Raw genomic sequence first — 16,171 nt, 5'->3', positions numbered from 1 at the left:
GGAAAGTCGGTCATGAGCCGTAGCCCGCAGGGAGGGCACCATGACCACCACACACGACCGGCCGAGGCGCACCGGATCGCCCGGAGAGGTCCGCGACGCCATGCTCGACCGGGTCGAGGAGGAGCTCGCGCGGGTCCTCGCACGGGAGCACCGCGCCCGGCGCACCTCCGACCCGCGCAGCGCCGTCCTGGTGACGGGCGTGGCCGAACTGATCCAGGCCGGGGGCGAACGGGCCCGCCCCGCCATCTGCCTCACCGGGTACCTCGCCGCGGACGGCGACCCCGACGGCGGCGAAGCCGTGGCGGCCGCGGCGGCGCTCGAACTCCTCGACACCTGCTGGGTGATCCGCGCGGACGTACGGGACAACGCCCCGCTGCGCCGCGGCATTCCGACCCTGCACATCAGCCACGCCGCCGAGCACGAGCGCAACGGCTGGCGCGGCGAGCCGCGCCGGTTCGGCGAGGGCACCGCCGTGCTCGCGGGCGACCTCGCCCTCGCCTACGGCGACCGGCTCGCCGCCGGACTGCCCGAGGAGGCCCGCCAGTTGTGGGACGACCTGCGGGTCGAGCGGGCGATCGGCGCACACATGGACGCCGCCGCGGCCACCGAGTACCTCGACGACGCCTGGCCCGGCCAGTGCCTCGACGGCTGCGCCACCGGCTGCGGCGCCGGCTGGTACGGGCTGCGCCACGCACTGCTGATCGGCGCGGCGCTCGCCGGCCGCGAGGACCTGAGCGAGGCCTACGAGGAGTACGCCCGGGCCCTGCACGCCGCCTGGCGCGTCCGCGGGTTCCTCGGCGGCGGCCCGGGCTTCGACGGCGACGCCCAGTTCCTGCGCGACGTGTTCTTCGACGCGCGGGCGCGGGACCGGGCCGAGGAGACCATCGCCGCGCTCGTGGTCCGCGCCGACGAGGCCGTGGCCGGTGCCCGGATCGCCCCCGCCTGGCGGGCCGAACTCGGCGCCCTCGCCCGCGAGATCGCCGGCTGACACTGTCCTGTCGTCCGGGACGGACGCTCCGACCTCGACCCGCCGGGCACCCCCCAGGCCCTGTCGTCAAAGTGGCACCCGGCCCGCGGCGCCCGGCACCGCGCCTCGCCGCGTTGTCGCCCCTCCGCCTTGCGATGCACGGCACCGGACACCGCGGGCCTGACCGGCGCCACTGTGACGACAGGACCTAGGGAGCCGGCCGGGGGCCGCCCGGGCGCAGCCGGGCCAGCCAGCTGCGCAGGGCCTCCCGGCGCACCTCGCCGCGGTCGTCGCGCGGGAGCGCCCCGACGATCTCCAGCCGGGTGGGCAGGAAGGCCTCCGCGACCCCCAGGCGGACGAGGTGCCCGCGGAGCCGCCGGTCCCGGCGGCCCGTCCTCGGCGGCCGGGACCACCACGGCGCACGGCAACTCCCCGTGCTCCGGGTCGGTGTAGGCCACCACCGCCGCCTCCCGCACCCGGGGGTGGGCCAGCAGCCGCTCCTCCACCTCGGCGACCGGCACCATGAAGATGGCGCCGGTCCGCGTGCCCGCCCGGGACAGTACCCGGAGCCCGCCGTCCGGGTCGGCCGCCGCCAGGTCACCCGTGTCCAGCCAGCCGTCCCCCCGCTCCCACGTCGCCACCGGCGCCGGAGCGCCGTGCCGCCAGGTCGCCAGGCAGACCGACGGGCCGCGCACCTCCAGCGCCGACCCCGCGGGCCCGGCCGACACCTCCAGCCCGCCCAGCGGACGGACCCCGTCACCACCGCCGGCCGCGTCCCCGGAGAGCGCGCCCATGCCCAGCTCGGGCGCCCCCCACACGGACAGCACGGGTACCCCGAACACCTCCCGCAGCTCCTCGGCCAGCGGCGCCGGCGTACTGGTACGGCCGCCCGACAGCACCAGTCGCAGCCGCTGCGCCGCCCACGGTCGGCGGCGCCGCGCCGTCAGCAGTTCGGAGAGGTAGGCCGGCTCCGCGTAGACCTGGTCGACGCCGGCCGCGGCCATCAGGTCCAGGCAGCGCCCCGGGTCCCACACGTCCTGGCAGACCCCGGTCCCGCCGACCACCAGCGGCCAGCACACGGTGTAGATCAGCGAGGCCAGCGAGGTGAGGGGCAGGGTGCTGAGGAAGACCTCGCCCGGCCGCCGTCCGGGCCCGTCGGGAGCACTCTGCGCGGAGATGTTGGCGTACAGGGTGTTGGGGGAGTGCAGCACCGAGGTGTAGACGTCCCGCAGTCCCATGACGCTGATCAGCAGGGCCGGGCGGTCGGCCCGCCCGCCCCGCGCTCTGCCGCGCCGGCCCGCCGCCGTGCGCTCGTGCGGGGTCCGCAGGAAGTACTCGGTGAAGTCCACCGCCCCGGTCGCCGCCGCGTCGCCCACCACGACCCGGTGGCGCAGCCACGGCAGCCGGCCGCCCAGGTCCGCCAGTGCCTCGGCGTGGGCGAAGCCCTCCCAGACCTCGGGCACCACGCAGATGCGGGCCCGGGTGCCGTCCAGGATCCGGTGCAGCCCGTGGGCCCGTACGGTCGGCAGCACCGGCACCGCGACCGCGCCGACGCGCAGGCAGGCCAGGGTGAGCGCCGCGGTCTCCCACCAGTTCGGCAGCTGGTAGGCGACCGGGTCGCCGGGGACGGCCCCGAGGGACGTCAGGGCCGCCGCGAACCGGTCGACGTACGCGGCGAGCTGGGCGTAGGTGACGGTCACCAGGTGCCGGCCGGCGGGCCTGTGGGCCCGGTCGGAGACGATCGCGGGGCGCTGCGGCGCACGGGCCGCCGTCCGGTACAGATCGTCCAGGAAGGTCTCCCCGCGCCACCAGCCGGCGGCCCGGAACCGCTCCGCGACCTCGGGGGGCGGCGCCAGGTCCAGCGGCCGGGCGGGTGTGCCGGTCAGGCCCATCGGCCCACCGCCCCGGCGACCTGCACCCGGGAGGAGCATCCCAGGCGGCGCATGACCTGCCGCACGTGGTTGACCACCGTCCACTCGGATATGTCCAGCCTGACCGCGATCTGACGATTCGTCATTCCTTCGGAGATGAGCAGCGCTACCTGTACCTGGCGCGGTGTCAGCGACTGCTCCTCGGGGGCCGGCCCGGCCGACGGGCGCCGCGCCGGCGCGGGCGCCGACAGGGCCTCCGCCACCGCCTCGGACGCGGTCATCCGTACGCCTTCCGCCCAGGCCAGTGCGAAGTCCGTCCAGTCCAGGCGGGCGCCCAGGTCCGTCCGGGCCCGCTCGGCCGCCGACCGCCACGCGTCCGGCACCGCGGCGCCCGTCGCGGCGCGCAGGGCGTCGGCCGCCGCCAGCAGCCGCACCGTCCGCGGCCGCTGGGCGGGCGCCGTGCGCATCAGCAGCAGCGCGAACTCCTCCAGCGTGCCGGGTAGTTCGCTCCGCTCGCCGACGGCCCCGTAGAGCCGCAGACCCTCCCGCAGTGCCCGGTCCGCCAGGACCGGCTCGTCACCGTCCACGGCCAGCGCGGCGTCCGTGCGCAGGGCGGCCGCGAGCCCCCGCCCGTCCCGGCTCCGCCGCAGCGCCTCGACCGCCCGGTCCAGCAGCTCCCGCGCCCGGCGGCGGTCTCCCTCGGCCCGCAGGACACCGGCGAGCGAGGCGGCCGCCCCGGCGGCGCCCGCGGTGACGCCCATCGCCTCCAGCGCACTGTGCGCGGTCACCAGCACGGCCCGGGCCCCCGGCGGGTCACCGGCCGCCAGCAGGGCCGCGCCGAGGTGGGCGGAGACGAGCGCGTTCTGCCGACGGTCGCCGACGGCCCGGCCCAGGGTGAGCGCGTACCGGTGCCGGCGGACCGCCTCCTGCGGATCGCCCAGGGCGAGCGCGAACACCCCCGACATGTCGGCGAGACGGGCCCGCACGGCGTCCGGCAGCTGCGGACCGCTCTCCCCGTCGAGCTCGTCGCACCACTCCAGGCCCTCCCGCAACCGTCCCTGCGCCAGCCAGGGCAGGCGGCAGCCGAGGACCACGGCGGCGGCCGCCCCGGCGTCGCCCCGCTCGCGCAGCCGCCGCACGGCCGCGCTCACGTTGGCCCCCTCGGCGGCCAGTTCCCGCAGGAGACGGTCCTGTCCGGTTCCCCGCAGCCCGGCCCGGGCGGAACCCGCCAGGGCCCGGTAGCGCTCGGCGTGCGCGTCCCGGGCCGCGTCCTCGCCGCCCGCCTCCGCCAACGCCTCGCGCGCGGCGGAGCGTACGGGCTCGGAGACGGCCAGCCGCAGCTCACCGCGTTCCTCACCCACCACGACGAGCAGGCCGCGGTCCATCAGTGCGTCGACGGCCGGCTCCGCCTCCAGCCCCGCCGCCGCCAGGCCGAAGCCCGGCTCGTACACCGACAGCCGGCCCAGCAGGGCGCGGGCCGGGGCGTCCAGTCCGCGGCAGCTCCACCCGGCGAGGGCGGCGAGCGAGCGGTGCCGCTCCGGCGCGTGCGCCGGCCCGCCGGACAGGACCGTCGTCCGGTCCCGCAGCCGGACCGCCAGCAGGTGCGGGGGCAGCAGCCGCAGCCGGCGCGCGGCGAGTTCGACCGCGAGCGGCAGCCCGTCCAGCAGCGTGCAGATCTCCGCGACCGCCCCGGCGTTCTCCGCGGTGAGCGCGAAGGAAGGGTCGGCGGCCCGGGCCCGCCGCACGAACAGCGCCACCGACGCCACCTCCTGCAGTTCGTGCGGATCGGCCGCGGCCGCGCCGCTGCCCGCCGGACCGCGCACCGGGCCCGGGACCGCCAGCGGGTCGAGCGGCAGCAGCAGCTCCCCGTACACCCCGAGCGGCTCCACGGCCGTGGCCAGCACCACCACCCGCGGGTCACCTGCGAGCGCCTCCAGCGCCCCCGCCGCACCCGGCCGTGCCTCGTGGTCGCAGCCGTCCAGCAGCAGCAGGACCCGGCCGGCCCCCTGCTGTGCCGCCGGTGCGGCCGAAGAGGTCCACGCCGCCAGGGCCGGCGGCGTGCCCGGCGCCCCGGCGTCCAGCACCTCCACCCCGCGGAACTCCCCGCCGATCTCCCGTACGACCTCCAGGGCCAGCCGGGTCTTGCCCACCCCGGCCCGCCCGGTGACCGTCACCAGCCGGACCAGCGGGTCCCGCAGCCGCTCGCGCAGCATGGCCGCCTCGAGCTCCCGGCCGACCGGCTCCGTCACCGGGCCGAGCGCTGCCGGCAGGGTGCCCAACGTGCTCATGGTGCTCCTTCCACAGGGTTCGCGGGGCCCGGCCGGGCCGCTCACGTGGGGACGCCGGCCGGGTGGATGCGCCACAGGCCGGGGCCGATCTCCACGGCGCGCGAGGCCGGGCCGGAGCGGGTCTCCGGCGGCAGGCTCAGCGCCCGCAACGAGCGCAGCGCGTACACCTCCAGCCGCTGGTCGCGCAGCGCGCCCGCCAGTTCCAGGCACTCGCCGAACCACGCCCGGGCGCTCTCCCGCCCCTCCCGCGCCAGCGCCAGCAGCGCCCGCGCGCGGCTCGCCTCGTACCGGCCGCGGGTGCGGCCCGGAGCCGACAGCGCGGCGAGGGCGGGCTCCAGCAGCGCCGCTGCCCGCGCCGGCTCCCCGGCGTCCAGGTGCAGTTCTGCCAGGCCCACCTGGGCGCGGGCGGCCTCCTCCTCGTCACCGACCTCGCGGGCGAGTGCGAGGGCGCCCGAGAACAGCTCGTGCGCCCGCTCCACACGCCGGTACCGCCAGGCGAGTTCGCCGAGCGAGCGCCGCATCCGGGCCTGCGCCGACCGGTCGGCGCAGCGCCCCGCCGCATCCAGCGCCAGCGCGTACACGGCCTCCCCGTCGTCCGGCACCCACCCGGCCAGGGCGTCCGTAAGCCGTACGGCCAGCGACCACAGCCCCGCCCCGTACGCGGTCCGGGCCAGGCGTACGAGCCCGCGCGCCCCCGAGTCCGACAACCGGCCCGGCTCCGCCGCGGCCGCCTCCGCGTACGCGCGGCACACCCGCTCCGCCGCCGCCCGGACCGCCTCGGGCGGTTCCTCCAGCGCCAGCCGTTCCACCGCCAGCAGCCGCAGCAGCTCCGGGAGGCGGCAGCCGTCGCGGTCCACGGCGACGAGCCGCTCGTCGGCCAGCGCCTCCATAACCGCCGAGGCCCGCGCCTCGGTCAGGTCGAGGGCGGCCGCGGCCTGCCGGGCGCCGAACCGGCCGGGCGGCAGCAGGGACAGAAGCCGGAACGCCCGCCGCTGCGGGTCGGGACACGCGGCGTAGGCGTCCAGGAGACGCGCCCGGACGTCCACGTCTCCCGTGCGCAGCACGTCCAGGCGGCCGTCCTCGTCCCGCAGCCGGTCCGCCAGGACGGCGGCCGTCCAGTGCGGACGGGCGGCGAGCTGCGCCGCCGCGGTGCGCACGGCGAGCGGCAGCCGCCCGCACAGCTCGGCGATCTCGGCGACCGTGTCGGGGCCGATGCCCGGCCCCGCGTCCAGCGCGGCCGTCCCGGCGAGCGTCCCCGGGCGGGTCCCCGCGCGCCCGGTGAACAGCCCGACGAGCCGCTGTGCCTCGTCCGGGTGCCACGGACCGAGGAGCACCGAGCGCAGACCGGGGAGGCCGGCGGGCACCCGGCGCGCCACGATCAGCACCACGGCGTCCCGCAGGGCCGGCAGGAGCGGCCGCACCTGGGTCTCCGAGCCGACCCCGTCCAGGACCAGCAGCAGCCGGGGGGCCCGCGGGGCGCCGTCCGCGGGGCCGGCGCCGGACCCGGCGGGGGCGGGCAGCAGCCGTTGCAGGGCCGCCGCGTCCGACGGCAGGCCCGGACCGGCGCCGTCGCGCAGGTCCAGGTGGAGCAGGCCGTCGGGGAAGGCGTCCGCGACCCGGTGCGCCGCCTGGACGGCCAGCGCGGTCTTCCCGGCGCCCGGCATGCCCGTCACGGCGACGCAGCCGCCGGCCGGGGCACTGCGCAACATCCGCTCCAGGCGGTTCAGTTCCTCCGTGCGGCCGGTGAAGCAGGGGTCGGCGGCGGGCAGCGCGCCGAGCACCGCGGCCGGGACGGCGGCGTCCGCTCCCTCGCCCGCACCGGTCGCGGAGACGGCCGCCGGCCCGTCGTGACCGGGGGACCGGCCCGTCCCGGCCGGCCCGACCGCCGCCGGAGCGGTTCCCGCGGAGCGGCCCGGTCCGGTGGCCCCGCCCCCGGCGCGCGTCAGCGCCGGGTCGCCCTCCAGGATGCGCCGCTGGAGCCGGGTCGACGACGGGCCGGGCTCGATCCCCAGCTCCTCCACGAGGGTGCGCCGCAGCGCCGCGAACACGCGCAGGGCCTCGGCCTGCCGCCCGCACCGGTACAGCGCCACCATCAGATGCGTGTGGAACTCCTCGTGCATCCGGTGCTCGGCAACCAACTCCTGTAGTTCGGCGACCAGTTCGCGGTGCAGCCCGAGGTGCAGCTCGGCCCGGATCCGCTCGTCCAGGGCGGTGGTCCGCGCCTCGGCCAGCCGCACGGCGGCACCCTCCAGCACCGGCCCGTGCGGGGTGTCCGACAGCAGCGGCCCCCGCCACAGGGCCAGCGCCCGCCGCTGCAGATCGGCCGCGGCCGCGAAGTCCGACGCCTGCAGGGCCTGGTGACCCCGCCGGAACAGGTCCTCGAAGGCGAGCGCGTCGACGGAGTCCGCGCCGACCCGCAGCAGGTAGCCAGGGCGCCGGGTGACCAGGGCCTCGCGGCCGTTGTCCGGATCGGCGCCGTGGAGGGTCTTGCGCAGGTGGGACACGTACACCTGGAGGGTGGTCGTCGCGGTGCGCGGCGGCGCGTCCGGCCACAGCTCGTCGATGAGGCTCTCCACCGACACGACCTCGTTCGCGCGGATCAGGAGCGTGCCGAGGACGACCCGCAGCTTGGCGGCCTGCGGAGCGTACGAGGGCTCCCGGCCGGCGTCTGTGGCCGCCGCCGCGCCGGTGACCTCCAGCGGGCCCAGGATCCCGAAGCGCATGGTGCTCAGTGGTCCTGCACCACGGTGGTGCGCGCCTCGGCCACCGCGCGCCGCCGCTGGGTCAGGGTGAGCGTGACCGAGACGGAGGGCCGGCCCTCGTCGTCGCGTCCCAGCGGTCCGGCCACTGCGACGCAGCGCAGCGGAAGTTCGCGTTCCGCGGGGCCGCGGAAGTGGATCCGGCAGGCGCCGAGCGTGCTGTGCGCGGCGCCCAGCCCGTGCGCGCGGCCGGCGGCGAGCAGCGAGGTCTGGCGCAGCGCCTCCAGCAGGTGCAGGCCGGAGTACTGGCCGTCCTCGCCGGTGAAGAGGGGGCTGACGGGGGTCGGGAGCAGCCAGGTGCTCAGCCGGCCCCGCGAGACGTCGGTGGGTTCGCTGATCACGATGTTCTCGGGCGCGTAGCGGCCCGCCTCGGCGGAGTCGGCCGGGCGCAGCGGGCCGTCCGGCGCGTCGTCGATCTCCGGCGCGGCCTGCAGGGCCCGCCGGGAGTGCTCCACGTGCTTGCGGTACAGCTTCGGCATGAGGAAGACCAGTCCGGCGGTGCCCGTCGCGCACGGGCGGCCGTCGATGGTCACCCGGAGGTCGAAGTCCAGACCGCGCGGCACCTCGGCCACCACGTTCGCCGGACGGGCCCGGATGTGGGTGGCCAGGGGCACCGGGCGGGGGCCGCCCGGGTCCGTGCGCCAGGCGGAGAGGTCGGTGAAGTCGAGGGTGAAGCGGTAGAACAGGCCGGGCCGGTCGTCCGGGACGCCGAAGTAGCGGTGGCCGACGAACTCGCCGATCTCGCGGACCGTCTCGGTCGCGATCTGCAGGTCGTGGAAGCGGCCCGGGCCGTCGTTGAAGAGCGGGTGGGTGACGGGCGTCGCGCCGACGAGGGTGAAGTTCTCCTCGCCCAGGCTGGGTGCGTCGAGGGCGTAGTACGCCCGCGAGGGCGGGTGGTGGATCAGGTGCTGGGTGCCCGCGGTCGCGTGTCCATGGATGGTGGGGGGCGAGGCCGTGCCGTGGTCGACTGTCATGTCCCTCTCCTTCTCTGCAGCCATGGTGGGGCGGTCGCCGAGCGGGCGGCCAGCCGGAACCGGTGTCAGCAAAGTGCATGGCAGGAACTCGTCCGGGCCGTCCGGACGGGCCCGGAGGTCCGGGCTTTAGCGACACCCATGCCGGCTGCCGGAGTGTGGGTACCCGAGAGCCCCCGTCAAGTCCCGCGCGGTCAGTGGGACTTCACGGACCCGAGCCAAGGCCCCGCCCCCTGGGGGCATCCCCCACCCCTCGTGCGCGGGGCCTTGGCACCCCCGCCCCCTCACCCCCAGCTTCCCCCGTTCACCCCGCTCTCCCCGATCCCGGAAGGGAGCCCCGATGGCCACCACAGGGACCGCGCGCACGCGAGGCGCGGCACCGTCCGCCCCCGCCCACGTCCCCGTCCCCGCCCCCGTCCCGCCGGCCGGCCCGCCGGCCCGGACGCGGTTCGGCTACGCCTCGGGTTCCCTCGTCACCGCCACCTTCACCACGCTCCCGGGCCTGCTGCTGCTCCCGTACCTCACCGACACCCTGGGCGTGGGCGCCGCGCTGGCGGGCCTGGTCGTGTTCGTGCCCAAGGCCTGGGACGCGCTGCTCAACCCGCTCGTCGGACGCGTCAGCGACCGTACGCGCACCCGCTGGGGCGCCCGCCGCCCGTACGTCCTGTGGGGCGGGCTCGCCATGGCCGCGGGCTTCGCGCTGACGTTCGCAGGCCCGCTGCCGGGCACCGCGGGCGCCTGGTTCACCGCGTCCGGATACCTGCTCACCGCCACCGCCTTCGCCTTCTTCCAAGTGCCCTACGTGGCCATGCCCGCCGAGCTCGCCCTCCGCGACGAGGACCGCACGCGCCTGGTCGGCGGCCGGGTCGCGGTCATCGGGGTGGCCGCGCTGGTCACCGGTGCCGCCGCCCCCGCCCTGATCGACGCCGGGGGCGGCGGTGTCGCCGGGCACCGCTGGGCCGGCGTCTTCGGCGCCGCGGTCATCGCCCTCGGCGCGCTCTGGGTCTTCGCCGGCACCTCCGGAGCCGGCTCCTCGGGCTCCTCGGGCTCCTCCGGCCCCCCAAGGTCCAGCGACCCCTCCGGGCCCGGGCCCGGGTCCGGCCGTGCCCACGGCTCCGGTCCGTCCGCCCGCAGCCGGGCCGCCGCGGGGGAGGCCGGCCTGCGCCGGCAGTTCGCCACGGCCCGCGCCGACCCCTCCTTCGCGGCGCTGCTGCGGTGCGTGGTCGTCCAGTCCGTGGCCACCGGCGTCCTGCTCGCGGGCGCCCCCTACTTCGCCGACCACGTCCTGCGGGACTCCGCCGGCGTGGGCCCCCTCGTCGTCGCGTTCGTCGCCCCCAACCTGCTGACCGTCCCGCTCTGGTCGCGGCTGAGCGGACGCCATGGCTACGCCCTCGCGTCCACGCTGTTCGCCGCCGGCTGCCTGCTGCTCCTCGCGGCCCCCGTGCTGCCCGCCGCGGCGGTGCCGGCCGCCATGGTCCTCGCCGGCACCGGCCACGCCGGCCAGCTGCTGTTCCTGTACGCCATGCTGGCGCGGTGCACAGCCCGTGCCGGGCGCGGCGGGGCGGGCATCCTGTCGGGGCTGTTCACCACCGGTGAGGGGCTCGGGGTCGCCGCCGGACCCTTCGTCTTCGGACTCGTCCTGCAGCTCACCGGCTACGCCTCCTCCGGCACCGGCCGCGCCGCGGAGCAGACCGCGACCGCCGAACTGGGCGTCCTGGCGGGCTTTGCCGCCCTGCCGGCGCTCGCCACCGCGGCCGCCGTCGTCCTGCTGCGGGGGTACGTCGACCCGCAGGCCCCTACCGACCCCTGAACGCCCGCCGTACGGATGACACGGGTAGGCGGAGCCCCGCGGGCGCCGCATGATGGGGCGAACGTGGACCGGGCGCATCGGGGGACGGCGTGACGTACGCACAAGGACGGGACGCGGCCCAGGTCGGCTTCGGCCCCGCCGTGCGCGCCCTGATCGAGGAGGAACTGCTCCCGGACCGCGGCGTCGTCGTCCGTACCGGGACGTACGTGGTCGACCCGCCCTTCTTCGGCAACGGCGACATCGGCCGCGTGGCCGTCTGCGGCGCCGTCAACGAACTGGCCGTCACCGGCGCCGCACCCCGGCACGTCGCCCTCGGCATCGTGCTGGAGGCCGGGCTCCCGCTGGAACTGGTCCACCGGCTGACCCGTTCGGTGCGGGAGGCCGCCGCCGAGGCCGGGGTCTCCATCGCCGCCGTCGACACCCAGGTCGTCCGGGCCGGCGAGGCCGACCGGGTCTTCGTCACCACCACCGCGTTCGGAGTGCCGGACGGCGGCCCCGCCCTGGAACTCCACGCGGTCCGGCCGGGGGACCGCATCGTCGTGACCGGGCCGCTCGGCAGCCACGCCGCCCACCTGGTGTCGCTGCGCGACGGCCTGGGGTACGAACACCACGTACCCAGCGACTGCGCCCCCCTCGGCGGCCTGCTGCGGACGGTGCGCTCCGACGTCCGGCACGCCCGGACCGTGGTCGCGGGCGGCCTGGCCGAGGTACTGCGGCGGACCGCGGCGGGCCTCGGCCTCACCCTGCGCGTCGACGAGTCCGCGCTGCCCGTGCGCCACGCGGCCCGGGTGGCCCTCGGCGCCCGCGGACTCGCCCCGCTGGACGCGGCGTGCGCCGGCTGTCTGTGCCTCTTCGTCCCGCCCGGGCGCACCGGCCGGGTCCTCGCGGCGTTGCGCGAGCACCCCCACGGGCGGCGGGCCGCGGTCGTCGGGGAGGTCACCGCCGACCCCCTGGGCGACGTCGAGTTCCTTTCCCCCGACGGGCGCCTGCGCGGGCGCACCGTGCCCGCCGGCTCCGTTCCCGAACGCCTCCTCTGACCCACGCGGACCCCGGCGTCCCGCGGTCCCAAGTGCGTTGGATGAACAGTCGGTTGATCCGCCGGTGGAACGCCCCGTGGCCGCATATGCTCGGCGCGTACCTCCGTACACCTGACCAGGGGAACGTCAGAGCACGGGAACGTCCGACCGCCAGCACATCTGTTCATCAGTCATCCGTGCATCCGCACGTCCGCGCCCTCGCGCGTCCGTGCGCAGCACGTCTCACCAGGGGGACCGCGCCGTGAGTGTCCGCATTCAACCCACCTCGCAGGTCGACGGGAGCGCCGAGCTCGGCGAGGGGACCACCATCTGGGATCTGGCGCAGATACGGGAGGAAGCCCGGCTGGGGCGCGGGTGCATCGTGGGGCGCGGCGCGTACGTCGGGCCCGGCGTGCGGATCGGCGACCACGTCAAACTGCAGAACTACGCGCTCGTGTACGAGCCGGCGGAGCTGGGCGACGGGGTGTTCATCGGCCCGGCCGCCGTCCTCACCAACGACTTCTACCCGCGCGCGGTCGATCCCGACGGCGCCCTCAAGCGCGACGGCGACTGGGAGGCCGCCGGGGTCGTCGTGGCCGAGGGCGCCTCACTGGGGGCCCGCTCGGTCTGCGTGGCCGGAGTCCGCGTCGGGCGCTGGGCCCTCGTCGCGGCCGGGGCGGTGGTCTCCCGGGACGTACCGGACTTCGCCCTCGTGGCCGGCGTGCCGGCCCGCCGGATCGGTTGGGTGGGCCGGGCCGGGGTCCGTCTGGTGGAACGCGACGGGGAACCGGGCACCTGGGAGTGTCCGCGCACCGGAGCGCTCCACGACGAGAAGGACGGCACGCTCACCGAGCGCGACTGACGGAATGTCGGCAATTTAGGTCACCGGCATTTCCTCAAAACCACAATCAATGAACATCCGTGGGCATAACGTGTCCCTGCACACGGGATCTGAGCAGGCAACAGGCCTTGCTCAGTGGGGGGTTGTGTACGACGAGGCACCGCGGGCAGCGCCCGGCGGAGCGTGGTTCCACCGCGCCCGCGGACGCTGCCGTGCGCGCGTGTCCCGGTCCGGAGGCATCGCTGGGGGGATCCAGACGGCAGCCTTCGGACGGCTCGTGCCCGCGGCGCCGGACGCCGCGGTCACGGGCGCCGTCACGCGCAGTCCCCCTCCACGGAATGACGACCGCCAGGTCCGTCCGAGGAAAGATCAGAGGGGGTAGGTGTGTTGGAGCCGAAGAGCTCGGACATGCGGGGTGCGAGCGGCACCCGGGGAGTCGGGGTGGGGACCCGATGACCCTCACACGATTAGGAGCACTGGCCGAGGAGGACCGGGAGCTGCACGCGCTGGCGCAGCGGCTGCTCGGGCTGGCCGAGGCGGGACTGCCCGCCATGTACCTCCCCGAGGCCGAGACCTTCGCCTTCACCAGGGCCGCGACGGTCTCGCCCGGGGGCACCCGCCGCCTCGAACTGCGGGGGACCAGCACCCGGTACGCGGCCATCACCGCGCTGGGCGCCCGGTACCTGCCCGAGGACCGCCAACGCGCCCTGTTCGGCGGACGCTCCGCCGAGGAGTTCACCGGACTGCTGGTGGAACGGCTGCCCGGGGTGGTCAACCTCGGCGACGCGGCGCTCGTCGCCTGGGCCGCCGCCGAGACCGGCCACCCGAAACTGTCCGACGCGCTCGACCGGGTCGCCGCGCTCGACCTGCCCGGCCGTCCGCAGTTCACGGTCGAGGCGGCCTGGGTGCTCTCCGCCCTCACGGCCGCCCGCGCCGTGGTGGACGTCGAGGACCGCCTCGCGGCCGCCCGCACCCGCCTGCTGTCCGCCAGGACCGGAGGCGGCCCGCTGTTCCCGCACGCCACCGGGCCCGGACCGGTGCCGGGCTACCGCGCGCACGTGGCCTGCTTCGCCGACCAGACCTATCCGCTGCAGGCGCTGGCCCGGCTGCACGCGAGCGGCGACGATCCGGAGGCCCTCGCGGCCGCCGACGCCTGCGCCGCCCGCATCGTCGACCTCCAGGGCGACGGCGGCCAGTGGTGGTGGCACTACGACGCCCGCCGGGGCGGTGTGATCGAGGGCTACCCCGTCTACAGCGTCCACCAGCACGCGATGGCGCCGACCGCCCTGTTCGACCTGGCCGACGCGGGAGGCACGGACTTCGCCGCGGCGGTCCGCCGGGGACTGCGCTGGATGACGGCGGTGCCCGAACTCGCCGGGCCCGACGGCGCGCCGCGCGAGCCGATGATCCGCGAGGACCTCGGCGTCACCTGGCGCAAGGTCTTCCGGGGCGACCCGAAGAAGGCCGTCCGGGCCGCCCGCGGCCTCACCACCCGCGTCGTCCCCAACGCCCGGCTCACACCCCTGGACGCGCTCTTCCGCCCCCGCTGGGTGGACCGCGAGTGCCGCCCGTACGAGTTCGGCTGGATGCTGTTCGCCTGGCTCGGGGGGCCGCAGAGATGAGCCGGAGCACCCTCTTCGGGGTCACCCTCGACCCCCTGACCATGGACGAGACCGTGCAGCGCTGCCTGGACGCCGTACGGCGCGGGGAGCAGATCGAGATCGGCATGGTCAACGCCGCCAAGCTGGTCAACATGCGGCGCGACCCCGCCCTCGCCGAAGCGGTCGCCGGCTGCGACCTCGTCCTGGCCGACGGCCAGGCCGTGGTCTGGGCCGGCCGCGTCCTGGGCGTCCGGCTGCCCGAACGCGTCGCGGGCATCGACCTGTTCATGCGCCTGCTCGCCGCCGCCGAGGTCGCGGACATCCCCGTCTACCTCCTCGGCGCCCAGCAGCAGGTGCTGGACATGATGCTCGGACAGATCTCCGAACGCTTCCCGGAACTGCGGGTCGCGGGCAGCCGCAACGGCTACTTCGGCGACGCCGAGCAGGAGGGGATCGCCGACGCCGTCGCCGACAGCGGCGCGCGCCTGCTGTTCCTCGGCATGACCTCCCCCAAGAAGGAGATCTTCACCGCCGGCTACGGCAAGCGCACCGGCGCCCACGTCGTCCACGGCGTCGGAGGCTCCTTCGACATCCTCGCCGGCATCACCAAACGGGCTCCCCTGGCCTGGCAGCGGATGGGCCTCGAATGGTTCTACCGCACCCTCCAGGAACCGCGCCGCCTCGGCAAGCGCTACCTCACCACCAATGCCGCCTTCCTCGTCATGACGGTCCGCGAGCTCATCCACCGCACCCCGTCTGCCGGTTCCGCGAACAGGAGTCACTGCTGATGCGCGTCGTCGTCGTGGGACAGGGATACGTAGGCCTTCCACTGGCCGTCCGGGCCGCCGAGGTCGGCCACCAGGTGATCGGCTACGACGTGGACGCCCGGCGGGTCAAGAGCCTCGCCGCCGGCGAGTCCTACGTGGAGGACGTCTCCTCCGAACGCCTCGCCCGCGCCCTGGAGCGCGGCACCTACCGGCCCAGCGAACTCGCCCGGGACTGCGGCGGATTCGACGTCGCCGTCGTCACCGTGCCCACCCCCTTACAGGACGGGGCGCCCGACCTGCGCTACATCGAGGAGTCGGCCCACACCCTGGCCCGCTTCCTGCGCCCGGGTGCGACCGTGGTCCTGGAATCCACCACCTACCCGGGCACCACCGAGGAACTGTTCGCCCCGATCCTGGAGGATGGCTCCGGACTCACCGCCGGCGCCGACTTCCACCTGGGCTACAGCCCGGAACGCATCGACCCCGGCAACACCGTCTGGGGCTTCCAGCAGACGCCCAAGGTCGTCTCCGGCGTCGACGCCGCCTCCCTGAAGGCCGTCGAGGCCTTCTACGGACAGCTCGTCGACACCACCGTGCCCGTCCGCTCGCCCAAGGAGGCGGAGCTGGCGAAACTGCTGGAGAACACCTTCCGGCACGTGAACATCGCCCTCGTCAACGAGATCGCCATGTTCGCCCGCCACCTCGACATCGACGTCTGGCAGTCCATCGAGGCCGCCTCCAGCAAGCCCTTCGGCTTCATGAAGTTCACCCCCGGCCCGGGGGTCGGCGGACACTGCCTGCCGATCGACCCCTCGTACCTGAACTGGCGCGTCCAGCGCGAACTCGGCCAGAACTTCCGCTTCGTCGAACTCGCCAACGACATCAACAACCACATGCCCGAGTACGTCACGCGCCGCGTGATCGACGCCCTCAACTCCAAGCGCCGCTCCGTCAACGGCTCCCGGGTCCTGCTGCTCGGCCTCGCGTACAAGAAGAACACCGGCGACGCCCGCGAGTCGCCCGCCGTACGCATCGCCGAACTGCTCCTCGACATGGGCGCCAAGGTCCGCGCGGTCGACCCGCACGTGGTGGAGAGCGTCAAGGTCGACGCCCGTCTCGCCCGGGTCGAGGCGACCCGCAAGGAGCTGGCTGCCGCCGACGTCGTGGTCCTGCTCACCGACCACGACTCCTTCGACTACCAGATGATCACCGAGCACGCCTCCTTCGTCCTCGACACCCGCAACCGCATGACCGGCCCGAAGGTGGAGGTGCTCTGAACC

Annotated in this window: 10 protein-coding genes and 1 pseudogene; 7 read left to right on the top strand and 4 right to left on the bottom strand. The window is 76.1% G+C overall.

Translation table 11 applies throughout. The annotated features are described in order from the left end of the window. Window positions 1–40 precede the first annotated feature (40 nt). Window positions 41–988, top strand: coding sequence for a polyprenyl synthetase family protein (locus AC2RP6_RS10425; protein ID WP_486445970.1), 948 nt, complete (start codon window positions 41–43; stop codon window positions 986–988). 428 nt (window positions 989–1,416) lie between these two features. On the opposite strand, the pseudogene AC2RP6_RS10420 reads toward AC2RP6_RS10425, so the two are convergent. The 4 genes and pseudogenes from AC2RP6_RS10420 to AC2RP6_RS10405 all read right to left on the bottom strand — a co-directional run. Next, window positions 1,417–2,859, bottom strand: a pseudogene (locus AC2RP6_RS10420) (AMP-binding protein); the annotation flags it as partial. After that, entirely contained in the window at window positions 2,850–5,126 is a 2,277-nt protein-coding gene (locus tag AC2RP6_RS10415) for an ATP-binding protein (RefSeq protein WP_486445969.1), read from the bottom strand. The pseudogene AC2RP6_RS10420 and the gene AC2RP6_RS10415, both read right to left, overlap by 10 nt. Before the next feature lie 41 nt (window positions 5,127–5,167). Further along, the gene (locus tag AC2RP6_RS10410) at window positions 5,168–7,849 is read right to left on the bottom strand and encodes an AfsR/SARP family transcriptional regulator (RefSeq protein ID WP_486445968.1); all 2,682 of its coding nucleotides are present in this window, start codon (window positions 7,847–7,849) and stop codon (window positions 5,168–5,170) included. Between the two features lie 5 nt (window positions 7,850–7,854). Further along, window positions 7,855–8,859 carry an AfsA-related hotdog domain-containing protein gene (locus AC2RP6_RS10405; RefSeq protein WP_486445967.1) on the bottom strand — a complete coding sequence of 335 codons (1,005 nt, stop codon included), beginning with the start codon at window positions 8,857–8,859 and terminating at the stop codon, window positions 7,855–7,857. 337 nt (window positions 8,860–9,196) lie between these two features. Between AC2RP6_RS10405 and AC2RP6_RS10400 the strand changes: the two genes are divergently transcribed. From AC2RP6_RS10400 to AC2RP6_RS10375, 6 genes are all read left to right on the top strand, one after another. Next, window positions 9,197–10,666 (top strand): MFS transporter, encoded by a 1,470-nt coding sequence (locus tag AC2RP6_RS10400; protein WP_486445966.1) that lies wholly within the window; start codon window positions 9,197–9,199, stop codon window positions 10,664–10,666. Window positions 10,667–10,755: 89 nt separating this feature from the next. Next, entirely contained in the window at window positions 10,756–11,703 is a 948-nt protein-coding gene (locus AC2RP6_RS10395) for an AIR synthase-related protein (RefSeq protein WP_486445965.1), read from the top strand. Between the two features lie 241 nt (window positions 11,704–11,944). Then, window positions 11,945–12,544: an acyltransferase gene (locus AC2RP6_RS10390; RefSeq protein ID WP_486445964.1), complete on the top strand. Its 600-nt coding sequence runs from the start codon at window positions 11,945–11,947 to the stop codon at window positions 12,542–12,544. Between the two features lie 431 nt (window positions 12,545–12,975). Further along, a complete protein-coding gene (locus AC2RP6_RS10385; RefSeq protein WP_486445963.1) occupies window positions 12,976–14,145 on the top strand; it encodes a hypothetical protein in 1,170 nt (389 codons plus the stop codon). Continuing rightward, window positions 14,142–14,912, top strand: coding sequence for a WecB/TagA/CpsF family glycosyltransferase (locus AC2RP6_RS10380; RefSeq protein ID WP_486445962.1), 771 nt, complete (start codon window positions 14,142–14,144; stop codon window positions 14,910–14,912). Before AC2RP6_RS10385 ends, AC2RP6_RS10380 begins: the two co-directional genes overlap by 4 nt. After that, window positions 14,912–16,168 (top strand): nucleotide sugar dehydrogenase, encoded by a 1,257-nt coding sequence (locus AC2RP6_RS10375; protein WP_486445961.1) that lies wholly within the window; start codon window positions 14,912–14,914, stop codon window positions 16,166–16,168. Before AC2RP6_RS10380 ends, AC2RP6_RS10375 begins: the two co-directional genes overlap by 1 nt. The last annotated feature ends 3 nt before the right edge of the window (window positions 16,169–16,171 follow it).

This window comes from Streptomyces sp. WAC03905, assembly GCF_057371075.1.
The sequence above is the reverse complement of the archived record's forward strand: the minus strand, read 5'-3'. Positions and strand labels throughout refer to the sequence as shown.